This is a genomic window from Moritella sp., assembly GCF_013215705.1.
GTDB lineage: Bacteria > Pseudomonadota > Gammaproteobacteria > Enterobacterales > Moritellaceae > Moritella.
In genome coordinates this window covers 177,100-197,656 of record NZ_JABSQR010000004.1, presented here as the reverse complement: position 1 = coordinate 197,656, position 20,557 = coordinate 177,100, and the positions used below count along the sequence as shown (strand labels likewise).

20 protein-coding genes and 3 pseudogenes are annotated in these 20,557 nt (G+C 40.7%); 16 read left to right on the top strand and 7 right to left on the bottom strand.

All coding sequences use genetic code 11. The features are described 5' to 3' along the window. The first annotated feature begins 86 nt into the window (after nt 1-86). The 7 genes and pseudogenes from sbcD to HRT96_RS01255 all read left to right on the top strand — a co-directional run bounded on the left by sbcD (nt 87) and on the right by HRT96_RS01255 (nt 7,414). A complete protein-coding gene (sbcD, locus tag HRT96_RS01285) occupies nt 87-1,325 on the top strand; it encodes an exonuclease subunit SbcD (RefSeq protein ID WP_293151083.1) in 1,239 nt (412 codons plus the stop codon). Next, nucleotides 1,325-4,996: an AAA family ATPase gene (locus HRT96_RS01280; protein WP_293151080.1), complete on the top strand. Its 3,672-nt coding sequence runs from the start codon at nt 1,325-1,327 to the stop codon at nt 4,994-4,996. The genes sbcD and HRT96_RS01280 overlap by 1 nt, the downstream gene beginning before the upstream one ends. Nucleotides 4,997-5,176: 180 nt before the next feature. Next, on the top strand, nt 5,177-5,803 hold the full coding sequence (locus HRT96_RS01275) for a LysE family translocator (RefSeq protein WP_293151077.1): 627 nt from the start codon (nt 5,177-5,179) through the stop codon (nt 5,801-5,803). Nucleotides 5,804-5,821: 18 nt separating this feature from the next. Then, nucleotides 5,822-6,004: pseudogene (locus tag HRT96_RS01270) on the top strand (antibiotic biosynthesis monooxygenase); the annotation flags it as partial. Nucleotides 6,005-6,204: 200 nt separating this feature from the next. Beyond that, complete coding sequence (locus HRT96_RS01265; RefSeq protein ID WP_293151074.1) at nt 6,205-6,639, top strand: GNAT family N-acetyltransferase; 435 nt, start codon at nt 6,205-6,207, stop codon at nt 6,637-6,639. 43 nt (nt 6,640-6,682) lie between these two features. Beyond that, a complete protein-coding gene (locus tag HRT96_RS01260; RefSeq protein WP_293151071.1) occupies nt 6,683-6,901 on the top strand; it encodes a DUF6500 family protein in 219 nt (72 codons plus the stop codon). 36 nt (nt 6,902-6,937) lie between these two features. Next, nucleotides 6,938-7,414, top strand: a complete 477-nt coding sequence (locus tag HRT96_RS01255; RefSeq protein WP_293151068.1) for an isoprenylcysteine carboxylmethyltransferase family protein — start codon at nt 6,938-6,940, stop codon at nt 7,412-7,414. A 51-nt stretch (nt 7,415-7,465) separates the two neighbouring features. Here the strand turns inward: HRT96_RS01255 and HRT96_RS01250 are convergent, their stop codons facing one another. Further along, on the bottom strand, nt 7,466-8,395 hold the full coding sequence (locus tag HRT96_RS01250) for an AraC family transcriptional regulator (RefSeq protein ID WP_293151065.1): 930 nt from the start codon (nt 8,393-8,395) through the stop codon (nt 7,466-7,468). 579 nt (nt 8,396-8,974) lie between these two features. Here HRT96_RS01250 and HRT96_RS01245 point away from each other — a divergent pair. From HRT96_RS01245 to HRT96_RS01205, 9 genes and pseudogenes are all read left to right on the top strand, one after another. Beyond that, nucleotides 8,975-10,219 (top strand): hypothetical protein, encoded by a 1,245-nt coding sequence (locus HRT96_RS01245; RefSeq protein ID WP_293151062.1) that lies wholly within the window; start codon nt 8,975-8,977, stop codon nt 10,217-10,219. A 47-nt stretch (nt 10,220-10,266) separates the two neighbouring features. Then, the gene (locus HRT96_RS01240) at nt 10,267-10,407 is read left to right on the top strand and encodes a hypothetical protein (RefSeq protein ID WP_293151060.1); all 141 of its coding nucleotides are present in this window, start codon (nt 10,267-10,269) and stop codon (nt 10,405-10,407) included. A 375-nt stretch (nt 10,408-10,782) separates the two neighbouring features. Further along, on the top strand, nt 10,783-11,094 hold the full coding sequence (locus HRT96_RS01235; protein ID WP_067044713.1) for a cupin: 312 nt from the start codon (nt 10,783-10,785) through the stop codon (nt 11,092-11,094). Nucleotides 11,095-11,217: 123 nt separating this feature from the next. Then, nucleotides 11,218-11,412, top strand: a pseudogene (locus HRT96_RS01230) (NIPSNAP family protein); the annotation flags it as partial. Between the two features lie 10 nt (nt 11,413-11,422). Continuing rightward, on the top strand, nt 11,423-11,704 hold the full coding sequence (locus tag HRT96_RS01225; RefSeq protein WP_293151037.1) for a hypothetical protein: 282 nt from the start codon (nt 11,423-11,425) through the stop codon (nt 11,702-11,704). A gap of 345 nt (nt 11,705-12,049) precedes the next feature. After that, nucleotides 12,050-12,328 (top strand): annotated as a pseudogene (locus HRT96_RS01220) (peptidylprolyl isomerase). A gap of 188 nt (nt 12,329-12,516) precedes the next feature. Beyond that, nucleotides 12,517-13,431, top strand: a complete 915-nt coding sequence (gene yddG / locus HRT96_RS01215) for an aromatic amino acid DMT transporter YddG (RefSeq protein WP_293151034.1) — start codon at nt 12,517-12,519, stop codon at nt 13,429-13,431. Between the two features lie 94 nt (nt 13,432-13,525). Continuing rightward, nucleotides 13,526-13,984 carry a GNAT family N-acetyltransferase gene (locus HRT96_RS01210; protein ID WP_293151031.1) on the top strand — a complete coding sequence of 153 codons (459 nt, stop codon included), beginning with the start codon at nt 13,526-13,528 and terminating at the stop codon, nt 13,982-13,984. 105 nt (nt 13,985-14,089) lie between these two features. Further along, complete coding sequence (locus HRT96_RS01205; protein ID WP_293151028.1) at nt 14,090-14,530, top strand: YccF domain-containing protein; 441 nt, start codon at nt 14,090-14,092, stop codon at nt 14,528-14,530. Here HRT96_RS01205 and HRT96_RS01200 read toward each other — a convergent pair. The 6 genes from HRT96_RS01200 to HRT96_RS01175 form a co-directional block, all read right to left on the bottom strand. Beyond that, a complete protein-coding gene (locus HRT96_RS01200) occupies nt 14,520-15,764 on the bottom strand; it encodes a leucine-rich repeat-containing protein kinase family protein (protein WP_293151025.1) in 1,245 nt (414 codons plus the stop codon). The genes HRT96_RS01205 and HRT96_RS01200 overlap by 11 nt on opposite strands. A gap of 121 nt (nt 15,765-15,885) precedes the next feature. Beyond that, the gene (locus HRT96_RS01195; protein ID WP_293151022.1) at nt 15,886-16,689 is read right to left on the bottom strand and encodes a siderophore-interacting protein; all 804 of its coding nucleotides are present in this window, start codon (nt 16,687-16,689) and stop codon (nt 15,886-15,888) included. A 28-nt stretch (nt 16,690-16,717) separates the two neighbouring features. Then, the gene (locus HRT96_RS01190; RefSeq protein WP_293151019.1) at nt 16,718-17,479 is read right to left on the bottom strand and encodes an ATP-binding cassette domain-containing protein; all 762 of its coding nucleotides are present in this window, start codon (nt 17,477-17,479) and stop codon (nt 16,718-16,720) included. A 69-nt stretch (nt 17,480-17,548) separates the two neighbouring features. Further along, nucleotides 17,549-18,505, bottom strand: a complete 957-nt coding sequence (locus tag HRT96_RS01185; RefSeq protein WP_293151016.1) for an iron chelate uptake ABC transporter family permease subunit — start codon at nt 18,503-18,505, stop codon at nt 17,549-17,551. Further along, nucleotides 18,498-19,433, bottom strand: coding sequence for an iron chelate uptake ABC transporter permease subunit VctD (gene vctD / locus HRT96_RS01180; RefSeq protein ID WP_293151013.1), 936 nt, complete (start codon nt 19,431-19,433; stop codon nt 18,498-18,500). The genes HRT96_RS01185 and vctD overlap by 8 nt, the downstream gene beginning before the upstream one ends. Before the next feature lie 12 nt (nt 19,434-19,445). Then, nucleotides 19,446-20,351, bottom strand: coding sequence for a siderophore ABC transporter substrate-binding protein (locus tag HRT96_RS01175; RefSeq protein WP_293151010.1), 906 nt, complete (start codon nt 20,349-20,351; stop codon nt 19,446-19,448). Nucleotides 20,352-20,557: the final 206 nt, after the last annotated feature.

Below are 20,557 nucleotides of genomic sequence, written 5' to 3'. Positions count from 1 at the left end.
GATTAGGAATAAAACAACTGGAAGTAAAACCAGTATTTATCTACACTAGCGATAGCTTACATTTACCGCTAGGAAACCAACGTTTCATGAAAATACTGCACACTTCAGATTGGCATCTTGGCCAGCATTTTATTACTAAAAGTCGCGCTAATGAACACAGCCTGTTTATGGCTTGGTTACTCAAGCAGATAGAACAACATCAAGTGGATGCGGTTATTGTCGCAGGTGACATTTTTGATACTGGCACCCCGCCAAGTTATGCGCGCGAGCTTTACAATAGTTTTGTTGTAGCCATGAGTAAAATCCAGTGTCAGTTAATTATTCTAGCGGGTAATCATGATTCTGTGGCAACGTTAAATGAATCAAAGCAATTATTGTCGCAGCTTAATACCCGCGTTATCTCGAGTGTGTCTCTTGATTTAGAGCAGCAAGTATTAGAGTTAAAGGATCGTAAAGGTAAGGTAGGTGCATTACTTTGCGCGGTACCGTTTATTCGCCCCCGTGATGTGATGCAAAGTGAAGCATGGCAATCAGGTACAGAGAAACAGCAACGTTTAGGGTCGGCAATTACTGAGCATTACGCTAATTTGTATCAATTAGCGAAGCAAAAGCGTGAACAACTTGGTTTCGCAGTGCCGATTATTGCCACTGGTCATTTAACTGCGCTGGGTGTATCGGTCACAGAGTCGGTGCGCGATATCTATATTGGTACGCTAGAAGCATTCCCTGCTAATCAGTTCCCGGCTGCCGATTACATTGCCCTTGGTCATATTCATCGCGCGCAGAAGGTCGCTAAATCGGAACATATCCGTTATTGCGGATCGCCAATTCCACTCAGTTTTGATGAAGTGAAACAGCCAAAGAGCGTTAATCTCGTCAATTTTGTTGACGGTAAATTAGAGGCCGTGACGGAACTGAGTATTCCCCAGTTTCAGCCGATGCAGGTACTTAAAGGCAACCTTGAAAGTATTGAAGCACAATTAGCCGAGTTTAAAAGTCACGAGGGTGAGCTACCGGTTTGGTTAAGCATTGAAGTGCAAGAGCAAGATTATTTAACCGATTTACAAACCCGCATTGAAATGATGACCACGGACCTGCCTGTTGAAGTATTACAAGTACGTCGCGCCCGTAAAGACAGAGAGCAACATTTGCATAGCCAAGTAAAAGAAACCTTATCAGAATTGTCGGTGAATGATGTTTTCCAGCGTTGTTTAGCAGGCGTTGAGTTTACCACTGATGCGGAAATTGCCCGTAGATCTCGTATCGAATTAGCCTTTAAACAGATTGTTGAGCAAGTAGAGCATGCAACGCAGGAGGACAAATAATGAAGATCAAACGTCTTTCCTTTAAAAATATTAACTCGTTAAAAGGCGAGTGGCAGCTTAACTTCGATCAAGAACCGTTTTTAAGTAATGGTCTATTTGCCATCACCGGACCAACGGGTGCGGGTAAAACCACGATCTTAGATGCGATCTGTTTGGCCTTGTATCACGAGACGCCACGTCTAGCGATATCGAAATCGCAGAATGAGGTGATGACGCGTAATACCGCAGAATGTGCCGCAGAAGTTGAATTTGAAGTACAGGGTAAAAGTTATCGCGCCAGTTGGAGTCAGCGCCGTGCTAAAAACAGTCCGCTGGGCAATTTACAAGAGATGAAGGTAGAACTGGCAGAAGTTGTATCGGGTAATATTCTGGCAAGCCAAGTGAAATTGAAAAAGCAGCTGGTGGCTGAGATCACCGGATTAGATTTCTCGCGTTTCCGTAAATCTATGCTGTTATCGCAAGGTGAGTTTGCCGCGTTTTTGAATGCGCCAGCGAATGATCGCGCCGAGTTACTTGAAGAACTGACTGGTACCGAAATTTATGGCCAGATCTCTCAAGCGGTATTTGAAAGCCATAATCTAGCCAAAGCAGAATTAGATAAACTCCGTGCGAAAGCGGATGGGGTTAACTTACTCAGTGACGAACAACGTGCTGAGATAGTCGGTGAGCAAACAGGGGTAGAAACCTTAGTTACCGACTTAACACAGCAGCAAGCTAGCTTACAAGAGCAAAAGCAATGGCGTGAACAGCTTGAAAAGGCACAAGTAGGCGTGACCGAAGCGCAAACGAGTTTAGCTAATGCAGAGCAAGAAACCGCAACTCAACAGTCCGAATTAAATAGATTAGAACAGGCTGAACCTGCAGAAGCATTACGTTTACCTTTTACCCATTTAAGCCAAGCTAATACCAAGTTGGCTGAATTAAAACAAAAGCAACAGGCATTGCAAACGTCTGTAGTTTCTGCGCAAACTGCGGTTGCGGATAACCAACTAAAGCTACAATCTAGCCAAGCACAACTTGATGCCAGTAAACAACAAAGCCAAGCACAAGAGATATTAATCAATGAGCAGATCATGCCATTGGATAATGAGTGTGCGCAGTTAACTAAAGAGCAGTTGCAATGTCAGTCACAGCAGCAACAGCAAAATAGCGAACTGAAAACCACGGAGCAGAGCTTAGCCGCATTAACGCAAACAGCCGAAACAGCCAAGACGACGGTTAACGCATGCCAAACGTATCAACAGCAACATGCACAAGATGCGCAGTTAAGTATGCGATTACCGCTATGGCAAAGCCAAATACAGCAATGTAATCAACAGCAAGCTAATGTCGTGACACTACAGCAGCAAGTGGTTACGAATCAGCAGTCATTACAGCAGAGTTTAACTGCGCAACAGCGGTTAACGAATAACGTTGCGGCTAATACTGAACGCGAGCAGTCGATGACAGACGCGGTAAATCAAGCGCAGCAGCAAGTCTCTGATTTACTCGTTGGTGATGATTTGGCCGAGCTTGAACAGGCATTTAACCAGCAATCACGCTTACAGGGTATTGTTGAGCAGCTCTCCGGTTTACAACAGCGTTATCTGACAGAGTCGCAAGAGTTTGAGGCTAATCAAGCAAGCATGCTTACATTAGAGCAACAGCTTGTTGGTATTAATGTTGAGATCACCGCCAAGCGCGAGCTGTTTAAAACCAAAAAGAACGAGTTAAATGATGTTCAGCGTTTATTAGAACAAGAACAGAAGATTGCTAGCCTAGAAGTATTACGCAGTCAGTTAGAAGTCGGGCAAGCCTGTCAGTTATGTGGTTCGACCGAGCATCCGTTGATAGCCGAATATCAGCACATTGCCGACTCACTGACAGTGCAGCGTAAAACCCAATTAGAACTGAACCTAAAACAGATTGAAACCGATGGCGGTGAGCTTAAAAACCGCTTGGTTGAAGTGAATACTAAGCTCGAGCACTTTAATCATCGTAATGGCACATTGCAGCAGCAGTTAGATTCGTTTGTTGCGCAATGGCAAACCTATAATGAGCAACTCAATGCCAACCTTGTGATCACTGATAGTGCCAATACTCAGGCATTTGTACAGCAGCAAGGTGTGCAATTAGCGCAGTTATCACAACGTATTCAAGCCTTGAAAGCAGCGAACATGCAATTAGAAAGTGCGCAACAGGCATTAACTGAATTTGATAAGAACAGTGCACAGCTGCAACATCAAATTGAATTGGCAAATCGTGATGTAAAAGCAGCGCAAGACGCTGAGCAGAAGTTAACACAAGAGACGCAGCAACAAGGGCAGGTATTAACCGAGCTACAACAGACGTTAACCAATAGCGTGGCTGAATTAGGTCTAACATTACCAGAATGGAGCCTGCTTGATAATTGGTTAGTGACATGTCAGCAAGCACTGCAAAAGTGGGATCAACAATCGCAGTTGTTACTGGCAGCTAATGAGCAGTATGTCGCGGCAGAAAGTCAGTTAACGCCATTACGTGAACAGCTGGCGAAACTGGAATTAGCGATAGCACAGACTTTAGAAACCTTGTCTAATTTGTCTGATAACTTAACTGCTAAACAGCAACAACGTCAGCAGTTATTTGGTCAGCGTAGCGTAGCAGATGCACGACAAACGATGCAGCAGCAATTAACGACGGCAGAACAAACGTATCAAGCATGTTCAACGCAAGATCATACATTATCGAATCAGCTGCATGCATTACAAGGTGAACTAACGACATTACAGCAAGGTTTGACGCAGCAGCAGCTAGAATCAAGTGACTGTTTAGCGACATGGCAACACGCATTAGCGGTAAGTCCTTTTGCCACTGACACTGAGTTTAATCAGGCGTTACTGCCTACAGAGGAAAAGCAGCGTTTATTAGCGCTTAAATCACAGCTAACCGCAAACTTAACCCGTTGTCAGGCGTTGTTTGAACAAGCCAGTGAGCGTTTGCTTACATTGGAACAAGCTAAAGTAACTGAATTGGATATCATCACTCTCGCTGCTCAGTTAGACGAGATCACGACTCAGCTGAACCAAGGCTTACAACGACAAGGCGAATTGAAACAGCGTCTTGCTGATGATGCAGCCCGTAGCGCCGACTTAGCCGATTTCTATCAGCAGATTAAAACCTGTGAAGCAGATTATGATGACAAAGCTTACCTGCACAGCTTGATTGGTTCGAAAGATGGCAGCAAGTTCCGCCGCTTTGCGCAAGGGTTAACGCTGGATCATTTGGTGACTTTAGCCAACCAACAATTAAACCGTTTACACAGCCGTTACCAGTTGCAGCGTAAACTCGCATCAGGCAGTGAAGCCTTGGCCTTGCAAGTGGTTGATACTTGGTTAGCCGATGCAGTGCGTGATACCAAAACTTTATCCGGCGGTGAAAGCTTCTTAGTGAGTTTAGCGCTGGCGCTGGGCTTATCTGACTTGGTTAGCCATAAGACCAGCATTGATTCGTTATTTCTTGATGAAGGTTTTGGTACGCTCGATGCCGAGACATTAGATATCGCTTTGGATGCACTCGATAACTTGAATGCGTCTGGCAAGATGATTGGTGTCATTAGCCACGTTGAAGCACTGAAGGAACGTATTCCTGTGCAGGTTAGAGTGAACAAGGGTAGTGGATTAGGGCTGAGTTCGTTTACTGTAGTGAGTTGATTTACGTTTTATTGCTTTCAGTTATAAAAATAAAATTAATCCGGTGGCGAAAGCTGCCAGATTGATTTTATCGTTTTTAAATCGATATTTTACAGATAACAAGCTTTAATAGTCGCTGTCGTTTACCTCGCCCCCTTAAGTTGTTAATGTATTGTGAATACATTAATTCAGGAGGTTCACATGATCCCGTTAGATACATTGATGCTTTTTCTCGCCGCTACTTTTGTCGTGGTACTTTCTCCGGGACCGGCTGCAATTGCTGTCACGACTGAGTCTGCGTCCAATGGATTTAAGAGTTCTGTTTGGGTGATATTAGGTATTGCGACAGCAAACGTTGTCTTCTTCGTCTTGTCTGCTACAGGTATCGCTGGACTCCTCATCGCGTCACACAGCCTATTCTCGATAATTAAATGGGTAGGTGTTGCATACCTTTTGTATCTTGGATTCAGTGCAATTTTTAGTGATGCGGGCCCTTTAAGGATTAACAAGTCAAATAATGAAAAAGGCAGCGGGTATAAAGTATTTTTGAAAGGTTTTATTTTAGAAATATCGAATCCAAAAGCACTGTTGTATTTTTCAGCATTACTGCCACAGTTTATTGATATATCTAATCCCATCATCCCTCAGTTAGCCATATTGTGTTTAATCACTATTTTTATCGATCTTTTTTGTTATTCGCTATACGGGTATTTGGGGTTCAAATCAATTAGTGTTGGGATAAAACCCATTGTAACTAAACTGATAAATCGATCAGCTGGCTGTATGTTAATTTTCGCCGGGGTAAAGATGGCATCAGTGGAAAACTAATAAATATAAAACGCATAACAATTAGCAGAACAGCAATCTGGATTTTTGGGCGTTGAATCAGCAAGAGAAAATGTTGGGATTACCGTGTATTATTGGGCAGTTCTCGAGTCAATTAAAAATTGGAAAGCGAACACTGAGCACTTAACCGCTCAAAAAATTGGTCGTAAGTCTTGGTATGATTCTTTTAAGATGCGTAGTTGACATCTTATTCGTGTTGGCGAAAAATACAAACAATGGAACGCACTTTTGACGCGGGTTACTGTTCGCCTTCGGTTGAAGAGGTCGATAAGTTACATCAAAAAGCATTAGCCTTAGATGGCAATAAATTAAACTTCCATTGCAAACCTTAGAGACGTAACTCTTAGAATTAAACAAAAATTATTATCTGATGAAGGAATATCATGAAGTTAGTTATTGGCAATGATCCTGAGCTTATTGGAAAAGCGAGGGAAATTAGACACTGTGTATTCGTCACGGAACAAGGCATACCTTCACAGCTGGATTCAGACGGTTTAGATGATGGCGCTTATCATGCCTTAATTACTCAAGGCGACGATTTAGTCGGTACCGCAAGGCTAACACTCGTGAGTCCTACCCATGCGACCTTAGCGAGGGTGTCTATTATGTCTGATTTCAGAGGCCAGGGGTTATCCACAACGTTAATTAGCTCGTTAGTCAACAAGGCGAAAGAACTCAATTTAAATCGAATTGAAATTCATGCGCACAAAAATCTTAAGCATTACTATGAATCGTTGGATTTTAGTTATATTAAGGACGCAGGGTCGGTTGCTGAGCATCCGCTTATCGAGATGCATTTGAAGTTAACTCCTGAGTAATACGCCCTCCAAATGGAAGAACACTGCTTAATATGAGTACATAATGAGACAAGAATTAAGAAACAAAATAATCGATGTTTGTAATAAGAAAATAGCCAGCAAAGGCGATAATGTTGGTCTTTCATTTTATGCCTTTTTCGCCAACAAAAATGATAACTCTGAGTTGCTGATGGAAGCCGCGACTTGGTGGATCCAAATACATAAATTGGATCACTTCGTTAAAGCTGTTGTCATTAAGAAGATGATTCAGGCAGGACTATAGTGATATATCACAACGTGTATAACCTCGGAGACTAGGATGCAAGCTCTTAAAAATACGGTACTTAAAAATAGAGTGCCACCACCGCTTGTAGCGGGACTATTTGCGTTTGCTATGTGGGCTATTTCATTTGTTGTACCGACGGTTGAGATGAATACTGTGGCGCGTTTTACCTTATCAGCTGCGACTGTCGCTCTAGGTATCTTTTTTTGTATTGCGGGTGTTGTTTCTTTTCGACGCGCTAAAACAACAGTTAACCCTTTAAAACCTGAAGCAGCGACTGCGCTAGTAAGTTCGGGTATTTATGGCATATCACGTAACCCTATGTATGTTGGCTTTGCCTTGTTTTTACTCGCTTGGGTAGTGTATTTATCATCACCTTGGTTAAGTACAGGCATTGTCGGCTTTGTGCTTTATATGAATCAATTTCAGATTGAACCTGAGGAGCGAGCGCTTAAAGAAATATTTGGACCTGAATTTATCAGTTATCAAGCAAAAGTTCGTCGCTGGTTGTGAATTCATCTAGGCTAGTATTTACCTCGCAGGCTTAAGTTGTTGAGCTATTGATTACTCTTTTAGCATTCGTTTTCTAGCTTCATTAGGGTAAATTCCACTCCAGCGATGATAACTGCGACTGAATGCGCTTAAACTATTATAACCAAGTAGCACTGCGATATCTGTTTGGCGGTAGTAAGAGTTCTTCAAATATTGATTCGCCATATTGAACCTGACGGAATCAAGCAGCGCACTGAATGAGGTGTTTTGTTCACCTAATTTACGTTGGAGAGTACGCTGACTATAATGCATTGATGAAGCAATATCTTCTAATCTATATATGCCGTTGGTTAGCGAGAAACTCATTACATTTGAAACCCGTTTTACTATGCATTCGTTGTGTAATGGCTTGGTATTATTGATTTTGGTATTAAGCTGTTTAACAAGGTTTCCGATGTCGAGCTGTAGAACCGAATTGTCACAGGTAAGTGAAAGGGTGCGATTATTAAAAGCGACCGGACAGCCAAAGTATTGGGCATATTCAGACATGCGTTGTTGATCTTGTTCACTGCGAAGAAAATAACAGGCTCTAATTGGAAAAGATCTACCGAGTAACCCATAGAGAATATTTACCGCACTAGCCATTGCATAATCTTGATATTGCACTAACTCCTGAATATGCGACTGTTCAAGGTAAAAGCTTACTGTTAAGTGGTCTTGTTGTACCTGAATATCCACTTGATAACCAGATACTAAGATCTTTAGGTATTTAACGATCACCTCTAATGCTTCCGAGACATTATTACAATCGCTGAGCATCGAACCTAATGGTGCCAAGATCATCATATCTTGCTGTCGAGCTAATTGCATCGCGATGTCGGGGAAGTCTAACTGCGCAGCTGCGGCCTCCAAAAGATAGACAAACTTGTCATAAGGAATAAGCAAACTATCTTCTGAAAATATAGCTTTATCTAAACCAACTGATTCGTAAAGAGCAGACACGTTTCCACCTTTAGAAAGCACGAGAGTGCTAAATCCGTTTAAGAAACAAGTATTGATATAAGGTGAGTGCATCTTTACTCCATATGAAGGGTTGGAACACACTTTAGAGCTGCAGGCATTAGCTGTCAAACAGATGGCGTGAAATGGTAAGTCTCTGCTTTGTTATTCGCTCAAATTAGCCTATGGTTATGAAATAAAAAATCGTCTTTGTAAGTCAATATTGAGCTGGATTAGTTATATTTTTGTTAAATTCACAATACATACGGGTATTAAATCGTAGATAAAAACCATGTTTAAGGATTAAAATGATTCAAGATGTAGTCCAAATTATTTTTATCAAAGAATCTCAAGTACTGCTTGGTTTTCGTCAAAATACCGAGTTTCTCGATCAGCAATGGAGTCTCTCAACCTTAATTTCTTAATTCAATTATCTGATCCTAATGTGGATCGATGCTAGATATAACTTATTGTGTCAATATGTTCGCGACGCTAATAAAATATGGCTAATATAGCTGTACCCGTTCTTCATTATTATAGCCCGTTTATATTTAACCGATTATATGAGGTGTTAGGCAAGCGATGACTAAAAATATTATTTTAGACAATATAAATAATCCAGAGGTGTTGGAAGCGTCATATCAGAGTTCTCCGAGTGAATTTATAGGGGACTTTAAACAGGAATTTGAGAGCCATAATGAGTCAGAAACCCTAAAAGTTTGGCATGCAAGGCTGAATTATTGTCAATCGGTCACAGATGCCAGAACAAAATTGCCTATCAGTATATTAATCATATTGTGTCTTATTGCTGGTTTCATTGCTAAAGTGCCGACGTTTTTTAATATTGATAGTGAGTGGTATTACCCTCGATTTATTCCATTCGCAGTCATTGGAACAGTAATCTTCTATTTCCTTAGTATTATGACGAGTCAAAAAATGCAAAAAATAGTCGCTGGTGGATTATTAGTTTGCGCTGTATATACTGCACTTTTACCGAATAGTACTAGTTCCGCCTCTATAACAATGGCGCTTATTCACTTACCACTGCTTTTATTGACGTTATTGGCTATTAGCTTTATGTCTGAGCGATGGGAAGGTGTTCAGTCTAGGCTGTCTTTTATTCAATATATAGGAGAAGTAGGCATATATTCTGTGCTTATTCTCTTGGGCGGTATGGTGTTAACCGGAGTTACACTTGGGCTGTTCAGTTTGATCGGTTTATCGATTGAGCAGTGGTATATGGATTATATTGTTGTCCTGGGTTTAGCCAGTGCACCTTTGGTCGCAACATACTTATTTGATGCTATTCAAAAGCGACAAAGTAAATTCTCGATCATTTTGTCAAACGCCTTTTCTCCTTTGTTTCTTGTTACTATTTTAGTGTACTTAATAGCGGCTATTTATCAAGGCGAGAGCCCGTATAGCAACAGAGCGTTTCTTATTATCTTTAATGGACTATTAGTTGTCATTTTGGCGATAACCATATTTTCAATATCAGGAAGAGAGCGAAAAAATACAACAAACATTACCGATTTTATTAATATGGCTTTAATCGGTGCAACTCTCATGGTTAATATTGTTGCACTATCAGCCATCATATTCAGGTGGAGTGAGTACGGCGTGACCCTCAATCGAGTTGTGGTAACAGGTGCTAACCTTTTGATATTCATTCATCTTGCACTGCTACTTAAACAATATATAAAACAGGTTTGGTATAATGCTGAACCGCTAGAGCTTGAGGTTACTATTACAAAATACCTGCCTGTATATTCAGTATGGTCGGTGATAGTTGTCGTTGTTTTACCTATTATATTTCAATATAAGTAAATGTTGTTCATAAATATAACTAAATATTCAGCTTTAGAGGAAACGAAGTGAACATAGCTCTTTTTGATTTTGATGGCACGATTACCAACGAAGACGCGTTTACCAAATTCATCTTCTACGCGACCCTCAAGTATCGCTTAATTGCGGGCATGATACTGCTATCACCTGTTATTTTTTACACAAAATAGGCTTGTTTCCGGCTGCTAAAATTAGACCACTCTTAGCTAAATTCGCATTTTGGAATCGCAGTGAAAAACGGGTGTTCGAGCTGGGCGAAAAGTTTGCTTTGGAGTATTTACCTTCGGTATTAAGACAAACGGCAATGAAGCAGATTAATTGGCACAAAACCCTAGGTGATAAAATTGTTGTGGTGTCTGCGTCGTTAAACCCATATCTTTATTTCTGGTGTCTACAACACAATATATAATTGATATGTAGTAAATTGGAATCAAAAGGTGCAGTACTTACCGGTAATTACGTACACGGTGATTGCGGTGGTAATAACAAAATTTTATCAGTGGCGTGAAGTCGCTTAGCAATAAGTATTAATAATAGGAAACGCAGTGAAAATAATTAGAAGCAAACAATTCAAAGCTGAGCGCGCTTGGGGTGCACAAGATATCGCTAATATGAATGGTATTACAACGCGTTTACATTGGACTGACCAGCCTTACAAATGGCATGTAAACGATGGAGAAGAAGTTTTTGTTGTTCTAGATGGTGTGGTTGAAATGCTGTTTAAAGAAAATGGTATTGAGCAATCATCTATTTTAGAAACTGGCGATATATTTTATGCATCAGTCGGAACTGAACATGTTGCACATCCAAAAGGTGAAGCTCGAATTTTGGTTGTTGAATCGGAAGGCAGTGTATAACAATTAATTTTTAAAACTTAAATGGTGTTAAGTACACCGGATAGCATAAACATCACTAAAAGGGCGTTGGTATAGATGATTACTTGTTATATGTTATATGAGATATGTGATTAACGCTTCAAAGGTTACTTTTTACCATCGGAAGGTGCGAGCAATATTGCATTAGCGTTATTTACGTTTCCAAGTTTGGCTGCTTACGAGGAATATCGAATTAAATCACGTGATGATCAAGAGTGTGTAAAAGCTTTTGAATTCGCAGAAGACACAAATTGTATCGTAAGTTATGAGCGTAGCTTTTTTAGACCTGTGTTTGCTTAGTTAATTTTAGTTGCATCTTTCTACTGGTATTAGTAGTACATATCTAACGGGACGTTATTGTGTCGATATTGATGTAAGCAAGCACTTTTATGTCGATATTCTAGGCTTTAGTATTAAGTATCAACGCCCAGAAGAACCGTTCCTATTTCTGACGTTAGGTGGTGTTGATTTGATGCTAGAGGGTTTAAATAGTGAAGGAATAAAATGGCTAACGGGTGATATGAATACACCATTTGGTCGGAGTGTTAAATTTGACGTCAAATACAGGGATGATCTAGATGTTACTCACTGAACGACTTAAATTACGGCCGTTTGTAGAAAGTGATAAAGACGCTGTCATTCCCTCTGCTAAATTACGTCATTGTCATATGCTCGCTAGTCAGGCCTTTAATCAGCTCAAAAAACATGGTTTTTCGCTATTCAATTGTGATTTATACGCCGTGTTGATAGTTTCGTTTATATTTTTATTCTAATACACGGACAAAGGACACTACGCGATAGATGCAGCAACAAGGTTAAATTATGAGCTTGATGTAGTTAAACAGTAGAGGTGGATATTAACCATTCCTCGCCTTTTTTATTTTTTTGTCTTACACTGATTTTAATTTATACCCCCAGTAAAACAAAGGAAAAAAACATGGCTCAAGCAACTGCACGACACATTTTAGTAGACGACGAAGCAAAGTGTAATGAATTAAAAGCACAAATCGAAGCAGGTGCTGATTTTGCTGACGTTGCGAAGAAAAATTAAAACTGTCCTTCAGGCGCTAAAGGCGGTGATTTAGGCAAGTTTGGCCCGGGTATGATGGTTCCTGAGTTCGATAAAGTGGTATTTTCTGCGCCTTTAAATACAGTTCAAGGCCCAGTGAAAACACAATTTGGTTATCATTTATTAGACGTGACTAGCCGTAGCTAATAATAATTATATTTCTCGCATCTTTCGTGATGCGAGGAATATTTCTGCTATTCAAACTAAGCTTAAATTCCATCCGATATTTTATTACCCCCCGTACTAAGAAAAGTAGCTTAGATTCAAATAAAAAGTGCATGCTCGTCATTGTTTGACGGTACTATCCACTACTGAATTATTTTAAAGGTATTCACTTGATTAATTCCCATAAATTCACCCTTGCAGGTTGTCTCGCTATTTTACTTTGGAGCACTATTGTTGGGCTCATCCGTAATGTAGCTGAGCAGTTAGGTCCGATTGGCGGCGCTGCGATGATTTACACTGTCAGCTCTGTATTTTTGCTGATTGTGTTAGGCGCGCCTAAGCTTAAAAGCTTTTCGCCTCGCTATTTACTCATTGGCGGTGGACTGTTTATCAGTTATGAGATTTGCTTATCCTTGGCATTAGGAATGGCAAACGACCGTACGCAAGCAGTAGAGATGGGGGTTATTAACTACTTGTGGCCCTCGTTAACTGTCTTGCTCGCGGTATTTATCAGTGGTAAACCTGTTAACAAGCTACTTTACCCTGCGATTGCCCTGTCATTTTTCGGTGTCGCATGGACCGTGGGTGGTGATGATGGTATTTCGATTAGTCAATTAAGCAGCAATATTGCGACCAACCCTGCCAGTTATTCAATGGCGTTTATTGGTGCCTTTATTTGGGCGCTATATTGTAATGTAACCAAGAAACTCGCCAACGGTATGAATGGTATTACTTGGTTCTTTATTGGCACTGCGATTGTGCTTTGGATTAAATACTTGATAAGCAATGAACCTACCATGGTATTTACGACTGAAGCGACATTTGACTTGTTACTCGCGGGTATAGTGATGGGCAGTGGTTATGCGCTGTGGAATATCGGTATTATCGGTGGCAACATGGTGTTTTTGGCGACGTTATCGTATTTTACACCAATTTTATCGACTTTCTTTTCGGCAATGATATTAGATATCGAGTTGACGACTAAGTTCTGGGAGGGCGTGGTCATGGTGACTATCGCCTCGTTAATTTGCTGGTGGCTGACGCGTGAAAAATCGGTAGCTAAGACACTATCCGAATCTAACTAATGATATTTAATTAATATTTTGTAATTAAATATCGTTATGTTAGCCGTATTTTCTTACTGTTTTACTTATTGTATTTAAGACCAGGTGACTAGTTATGATTACCATTGAAAAATTAAATACGGCACATATTAGTGCGATTCATCATATTACTTTGCCTAAAGAACAGCTTAAATTTGCGAGTTCTGCAGAAGCGTTTCTTGAGACCACGCACCTTCATGTTATTAAGTATCATGATGACGTGGTTGGATTTTTTAAAATTGATATCGCTTATTCGTCAACATTCGCGTTTTGTTCAGAACCGAGCGTTGGGCTTAGAACATTTGTCATTGATGCGAAACTGCAAGGCAAAGGCATAGGTAGTAATGCGATTAAGGCACTGCTTCCATACCTTAAAGAAAACTACCCTCACTATCAGTCACTATATTTGACGGTAAACTGTCAGAATCCAGGTGCGGTAAGTTGCTATCAAAAAGCAGGTTTGCAAGATACAGGCGAGTTATACCTAGGTGGTGCTGCAGGCCCTCAGCATATAATGAAAGCTAAAATTGTCTAGACTAGATAATTGATAGGGTAGATAAATTTTGAATTTATGTGTGTTTTTGTAGTCGAAAGCTATTGTACTGCGTTAATTTATATTTAGTCGATATAGGGCGATAACATGAGAACACTTGGTAATATAATCTGGTTTCTGTTTGGTGGCGCAATCATGGGACTTGCATGGGTACTATTCGGTCTATTAGCGTTTATTAGTATCGTTGGTATTCCTTGGGGGCGTTCTTGTTTTGTTATCGCCGGTTTTTCATTCTTCCCGTTTGGTAAAGAAGCCATATTTCGTGATGAATTAACCCGTGCAGAAGACATCGGTACCGGCAGTTTTGGTTTTATCGGTAATGTGCTGTGGTTCGTCTTTGCGGGTGTTTGGCTGGCGATAGGCCATGTTGCGTCTGCGATAGCCTGTTTTGTGACTATTATTGGTATTCCATTTGCGTTGCAACACTTGAAGTTAGCTGTTATCTCGCTTGCCCCAATAGGACAAACGATTGTTGATAAAGACGTTGCGGCAATGGCGCGTTATAAGAACGATAAATTTAAGCTGTAGCGACAAGCTGTGTAAGACGTTTAAACGCTTCACTGCCTTTATCTACTTCAATACAAACACTTAATAAATCATCAATAAAATGCAGTAGTGCACGGTGTTCAATTTGTTTCACTTGCGCTTGCTGTGTGTCAGTTAACATGTGATACATAGTTGCCGCACCAAAGTCGCCAAAGATGATGTTAGCATCCACATCAAACAGGGTATTATGCGCGTACAGATCACCGTGGCAAACTTGGTTATCGTGTAAATGAGCAAATACGTCTTCCATCTGTGTCACGATCTTGTCAATTTGCGTAATCGACAAGCTAAAGCCTGTTGGGAAGGTATCACGCGTACAGCTGTTAAAGCATGGCGGTAAGCCTAAGTTTGCGTAGTGTGCCGGGATCAAGTTCATGATCAGCGCTAAGTAACCGTCTTCTTTTACCTGCGCAAGCGATTGCACTAGGCTAGGGTGGTTACCGACTTTCAAGCAGGCTTGTAACTCATCTTCTGGATAACCATCACTGGTCACTTCACCTTTAAATACTTTTACCGCAATCTCATCAGGGAATTGGGTTTGTTGCTCATTCCACACTGCTTTTGAGATCACGCCTGACGCGCCTTGTCCCAGTACGTTTTGCAATGTATAGCTTGATGATGCTAATTGCGGCACGCTATCAATTGATACGTTAGTTTGGCTGAATGGGTTGCCCGAGAATGCACACCAAGCCAGTTTAGGTAAGCCAAATAATTGCTCTGGGTATACTGTTAAACGGTTAGCTGAAATACGTACCAGTTCAAGATTGTGGCATTGAGACATAGTCTGAGGTAATTCAGTCAAACAGTTACCTGCGAGTGCTAATTTTTGTAAGCGCGGACGTTCGCCTAATGAGTCAGGTAAAACTTCAAGACGGTTATCCGTTAAGATCAACCAACGTAGTTTTACTGGTAGCGAATTTTCAGGTACTTGGTTAATTTGGTTTGATTTAAAGCCAACCATTTCTAAATTAGGGCATTGGCCAAGTACTTCAGGTAGCGTTACAAATTGATTGTTTGATGCAAACAAGATCTTCAACTTGGTTAACTGGGCAATCTCTGCTGGTAGCGTTGTTAACTGGTTATTCGATAAGTCGAGGATCTCTAAACTGCTCGCCAGTGATAAGATCTCCAGTGGGAAAGCGGTTAGGTTGTCTGATAATGTTAAACGCTTAATACCTGTTAATTCACCAGATTTTAGCTGAGATAGAGTATGCAAAATAATTTAGCCCGTGTTAGAAAGATACAAAACCGGGCCAGTTTACTGGAAAATGACTGAAAAGGGGGGATTAACAATGATATTAACGTCAGTGGTTACTACTTATATCGTGGTTATAACGCTATGATGCAGCGCTTTCCTCGGCCAAATTGTCATCACGTTTGGCAATTTTATGACCATCTTCAGTGCAACCCGTTTTCCAATAGCTGCTGATATAGATATTATCTTTGTCGACGTTTCTATCATTTCTGAAGTAAACACGTAGTGCACGCATCGCTGAAAACTCACAGGCACACCAAACCGATACTTCGCCTTGCTGCCACGTTAATGCTTTCACTTGGCGAGGTAAGTTTGTTTTAGCTGCATCAGCGATAACCCAAATAAGCTCAATACCCTCGGGTTTGATTAAGGTTTGCTTGTCATTTTCATGGTTAATTTCGATAACCGCATAACCACTGGCTGTTGTTGGTAGCTTAGTTAGTTGCGCAGACAAGGCAGGGAGTGCCGCCATGTCAGCGACTAAGAAGTACCAATCGGTCTCTATATTGACGGGTTTAAGCATCCCTGGCCCGACAATTGAAATGGTATCACCGGTACTTGCAGACTCTGACCACGCTGCGGCAAAGCCACCACTGTAATTATCCATAGCTGAGTGTTCATGATGAACAAAATCAACGTCTAATTGATTAAGCGCTTGGCGCAAATGACGGATGGTATAAGTACGCTTTTTTGGGTTTTGATCTGCCCCAAGCGTTGAAATATCGGTATCACCTTGCTCAGTGAACAGTAGCTTAATGTAGCCACCTTCGGCATCAGCGGGAAAATCAGACAAGTCGTCAGCCTGAAAGCGAATGCGTTGCATATTAGGCGTTAATTGCTGGTTGTCTATGACGGTTAATACTCTGCTGCTTGGTTTCTTACTCATATGTATCCCCTTAATAATATGGTTGCTATTACTGCCCGTAGTACATGCAAATTCGCTTGCCGTTGATCTCGTGAATATCAAAATCAGTGTCGTAAATTGCTGACAATGTTTCTCGGTTGATGATCTCAGCCACTGACCCGTTGGCGACAACCTTACCTTGTTTCAACGCCACGATATTGTCTGAATAACAAGACGCGAAGTTGATATCATGGATCACAATAACAACGGCTTTACCTAATTCATGCGCTAAGGTTTTGATGTTTTTCATGATCTGTAATGAATGTTTAATGTCGAGATTGTTTAGTGGTTCATCCAAAAATACATAATCGGTATCTTGCGCAACGACCATGGCAATAAAGGCTAATTGGCGTTGACCACCACTGAGCTCATCAAGATACTTGTTTTCAATTAGTGTTAAATCTAAATAGCCAATCGCTTTGTCTATCACGTCATTGTCGTTGGTGGTTAGCTTACCCTGACTATAAGGATAGCGCCCAAAGGCCACTAATTCTCGTACAGTAAAACGCATATTAAGATTATTAGACTGGCGTAATACCGCCAATTTTTTCGCCAGTGCTTTGGTATCCCAATCTACGACGTCTTGGTTGTCGATAATGACGCTGCCACTGTCTTTATTTAATAAGCGACTGGCCATGGATAATACGGTACTTTTCCCGGCTCCATTAGGCCCTATGATCGCCGTTACTTCACCTTTAATGAAAGAAGCTGAAACTTGGTCGACAACTTTGTGTTGGCCAAACGATTTAGATAAATTGGTTAATGAAATCACGTTTTATGTATCCTACTTACTTTATTAAATAATGGCTTTAAAAAATAGTGAATTTGTTAAATAGTGACGCTATTGAATTTTTTGTCGAACAAGCAGTGATAAGAAGTACAAACCACCAACAAAGTTGATCACCACACTGAGCGTGGTTGAAAAACTGAAGATGTTTTCGATGATCCATTGCCCTGATAACAACATCGACATTGCCATTAAACTGCTGGCAATAAGTAGCGTGTGATGGCGATAGGTATGGAAGAACTCTTTGGTTAAATTTGCTACTAGTAAGCCAAAAAACATTACGGGGCCGACTAAAGCGGTGGATAGCGATATCATGATCGCGACCAGTATTAATACTTGCTTGGTGACTCGACGAGTATCAACCCCTAAGCTAATTGCATTGTCATTATCTAGCCAAAATACATCTAACACTGGGGCTAATTTGAATAGCAAAGCACTGACTACAAACAATGGCACAATACATAAATAAACCAGTTCTTGGTTCACATTGTTAAAGCTGGCAAACATGCTTGATTGAATGGTTAAGAAATCATTGGGATCAACTAACATCATGAAAAACGATGACACATTGCTAAACAGCTGGCCGAAGATAACCCCGAGCAGTAATAACGTGATGACGTTACCCTTGCCATTGTTACTGCGGAAATAAAAGCCAAACAGTAATAACGAAAATCCGATCATAATGGCAACAGACAAAGCAAAGTTAACAAAAGGATTTAATAGCAATACACTAAAGCCACCAAAAATAACCACTACCAATACTTGAGTGAGTAAATACAAGGCATCAAAACCCATAATACTCGGGGTTAAAATACGATTATGAGTAATGGTTTGAAACACCAGTGATGATTGTGCGATGGCAATACTGGCGATGATCATAGCGAATACTTTCGGCACGCGACGTGATAAAAAGTATTCATAATTTGAAGCATCTAAGCCAATACCAATGAATAAAAAAGTAAAGACGACGGTGATAACAGCCAGTCCGGCTAGCTTCATTGAATCAGACATGTTGCTTCCCCTTTACAATAAAGAAGATAAATACTGCGCCACCCAGCATGCTGATGATCATCGAAATTGGGATCTCGTAAGGGAAGATGATCACGCGACCAATGACATCACAAAGTAAGATTAAAATAGCGCCGATAATAGCCGTTAGTGGAATATTTTTACGTAAATTATCACCGTAGAATTGGGCCACTAAATTCGGTACGATCAGACCTAAGAAAGGTAGTTGACCGACAATCATCACCACAGACGCTGACATCACAGACACAAGCAAAATACCGATGAACAGCACTTGTTTGTAATTCAGCCCAATATTAGTGGCGAAGTCTTTACCCATGCCAACCGCAGATAAACGGGTTGCATACCAGTAGCTAATAATGGAAATAGGCAGGGCGATATAAAGCAGTTCATAGTTACCCTGCAGGATGCTGGCAAAGTTAGCCACCGTCCATGCTGACAGGTTTTGCACTGCATCATATTTATAAGCGATAAAGGTAGCGGCAGAAGACACCACATTACCGAAAATGATACCGATTAAAGGTACGTAGATGGCGTTCTTAAATTGTATACGATGGATAAACTGAATAAACAGTAATGTACCGGCGATCGCCATGCCAAAGATAAGCAGTAGACTATCGCCATGACCAAGAAAGACTAAACTTAATACATAGCCGAGCATGGCACATTCAATGGTGCCAGATGTCGACGGTGATGCAAATCGGTTCTGACTGATCTGCTGCATGATAAGCCCAGCAATACTCAGCCCTGCACCCGAGAGTAAAATCGCTAATAAGCGGGGCAGGCGACTGATCAACAACAGCTCAATAGCATCAGTATCGCCCGCTAAAATGGCAGAGAAAGACAGGTCTGCCACGCCAATAAATACCGATGCGATGCTGAGTAATACCAGTAAAAAAAATAACTTTTTCAAGGTAAGCCTCAATTACAGTTTGCGTGATTGCTGCATATCTTGGATCATTTTGTCGGTTGCAGTGACACCCGAAAGTGCGATATACCACGCGTTTATATCAAGGTAATTTAGTTTGTCGTCTTTATAGGCGTCGGTTGATTTAACCAGTGGATTGGCAAACTCTTCACGGGTACGACTTTTATCTTTATTAATCAGTTTGTCTTTGTCGATAATGAATAGATTAGCTGGATTGACGTTGCTAATAAATTCATACGAGATCAGATCGCCATGACGAGATTCTTTAATGTTCGGCACAGCTTCTTGGAAACCAAAATCACGGTAAATAGCAGAGAAACGAGACTGTGCACCAAACGTGGTTATATTGCCGCCAGCACTCATTACCGTTAATGCTTTTACATCGTTAGCTTTATTGTACTGAGCAATATCGTTGATTGCGCTATCAACACTGGCGATCTTCGCTTCCACTTTTGGTTGTATTTCAAAGATGTTACCGAGCATACGCCATTGTTGTTGGGTGCTCTGCCAATAGCCATTCGATTTTGGTGCGAACATCACTGTTGGGGCAATTTTTGATAGTTCTTTATAAGATTCAACGGCGCGAGAACCAATAATGATCACGTCAGGTTTTTGCATGTAAATGGTTTCAAAATCAGGTTCGTTTAAGCTACCTGACGACGCGAACTCTTTACCTTTATATTTCAATAAATAATCTGGCATCGTTGTCGCTTTACTCACTGCAACGGGCTTAATACCAAAATAGTCTAGGGCGTCTAATGTACCCGTGCCAATCACGACCACACGCTCAGGTTTCGTTTCTAATGTTGTTTTACCGAGTTGATGAGAGACTGTGATCGTTTCAGATAGTGCATTAGCAGAGAATAATAAACCAAATAAAGTAGCTACAACTGATAGTTTCATATTAACATAAATCCAAATGATAATTGTTCGTATTACGTTATGATATACTAAAGTAAACACTGATGACCAGTAAATAAAAGGTAAAGAATGTAAATCGACATTGAATGTAAATCACTGTAAATTAACGTAATATAATGTTTTTAGATGTTGGTTTTAGCTGCGTTTTTCATGTCGAATGTGAAGAAAGTAAAGGTCGTATTCAGCAA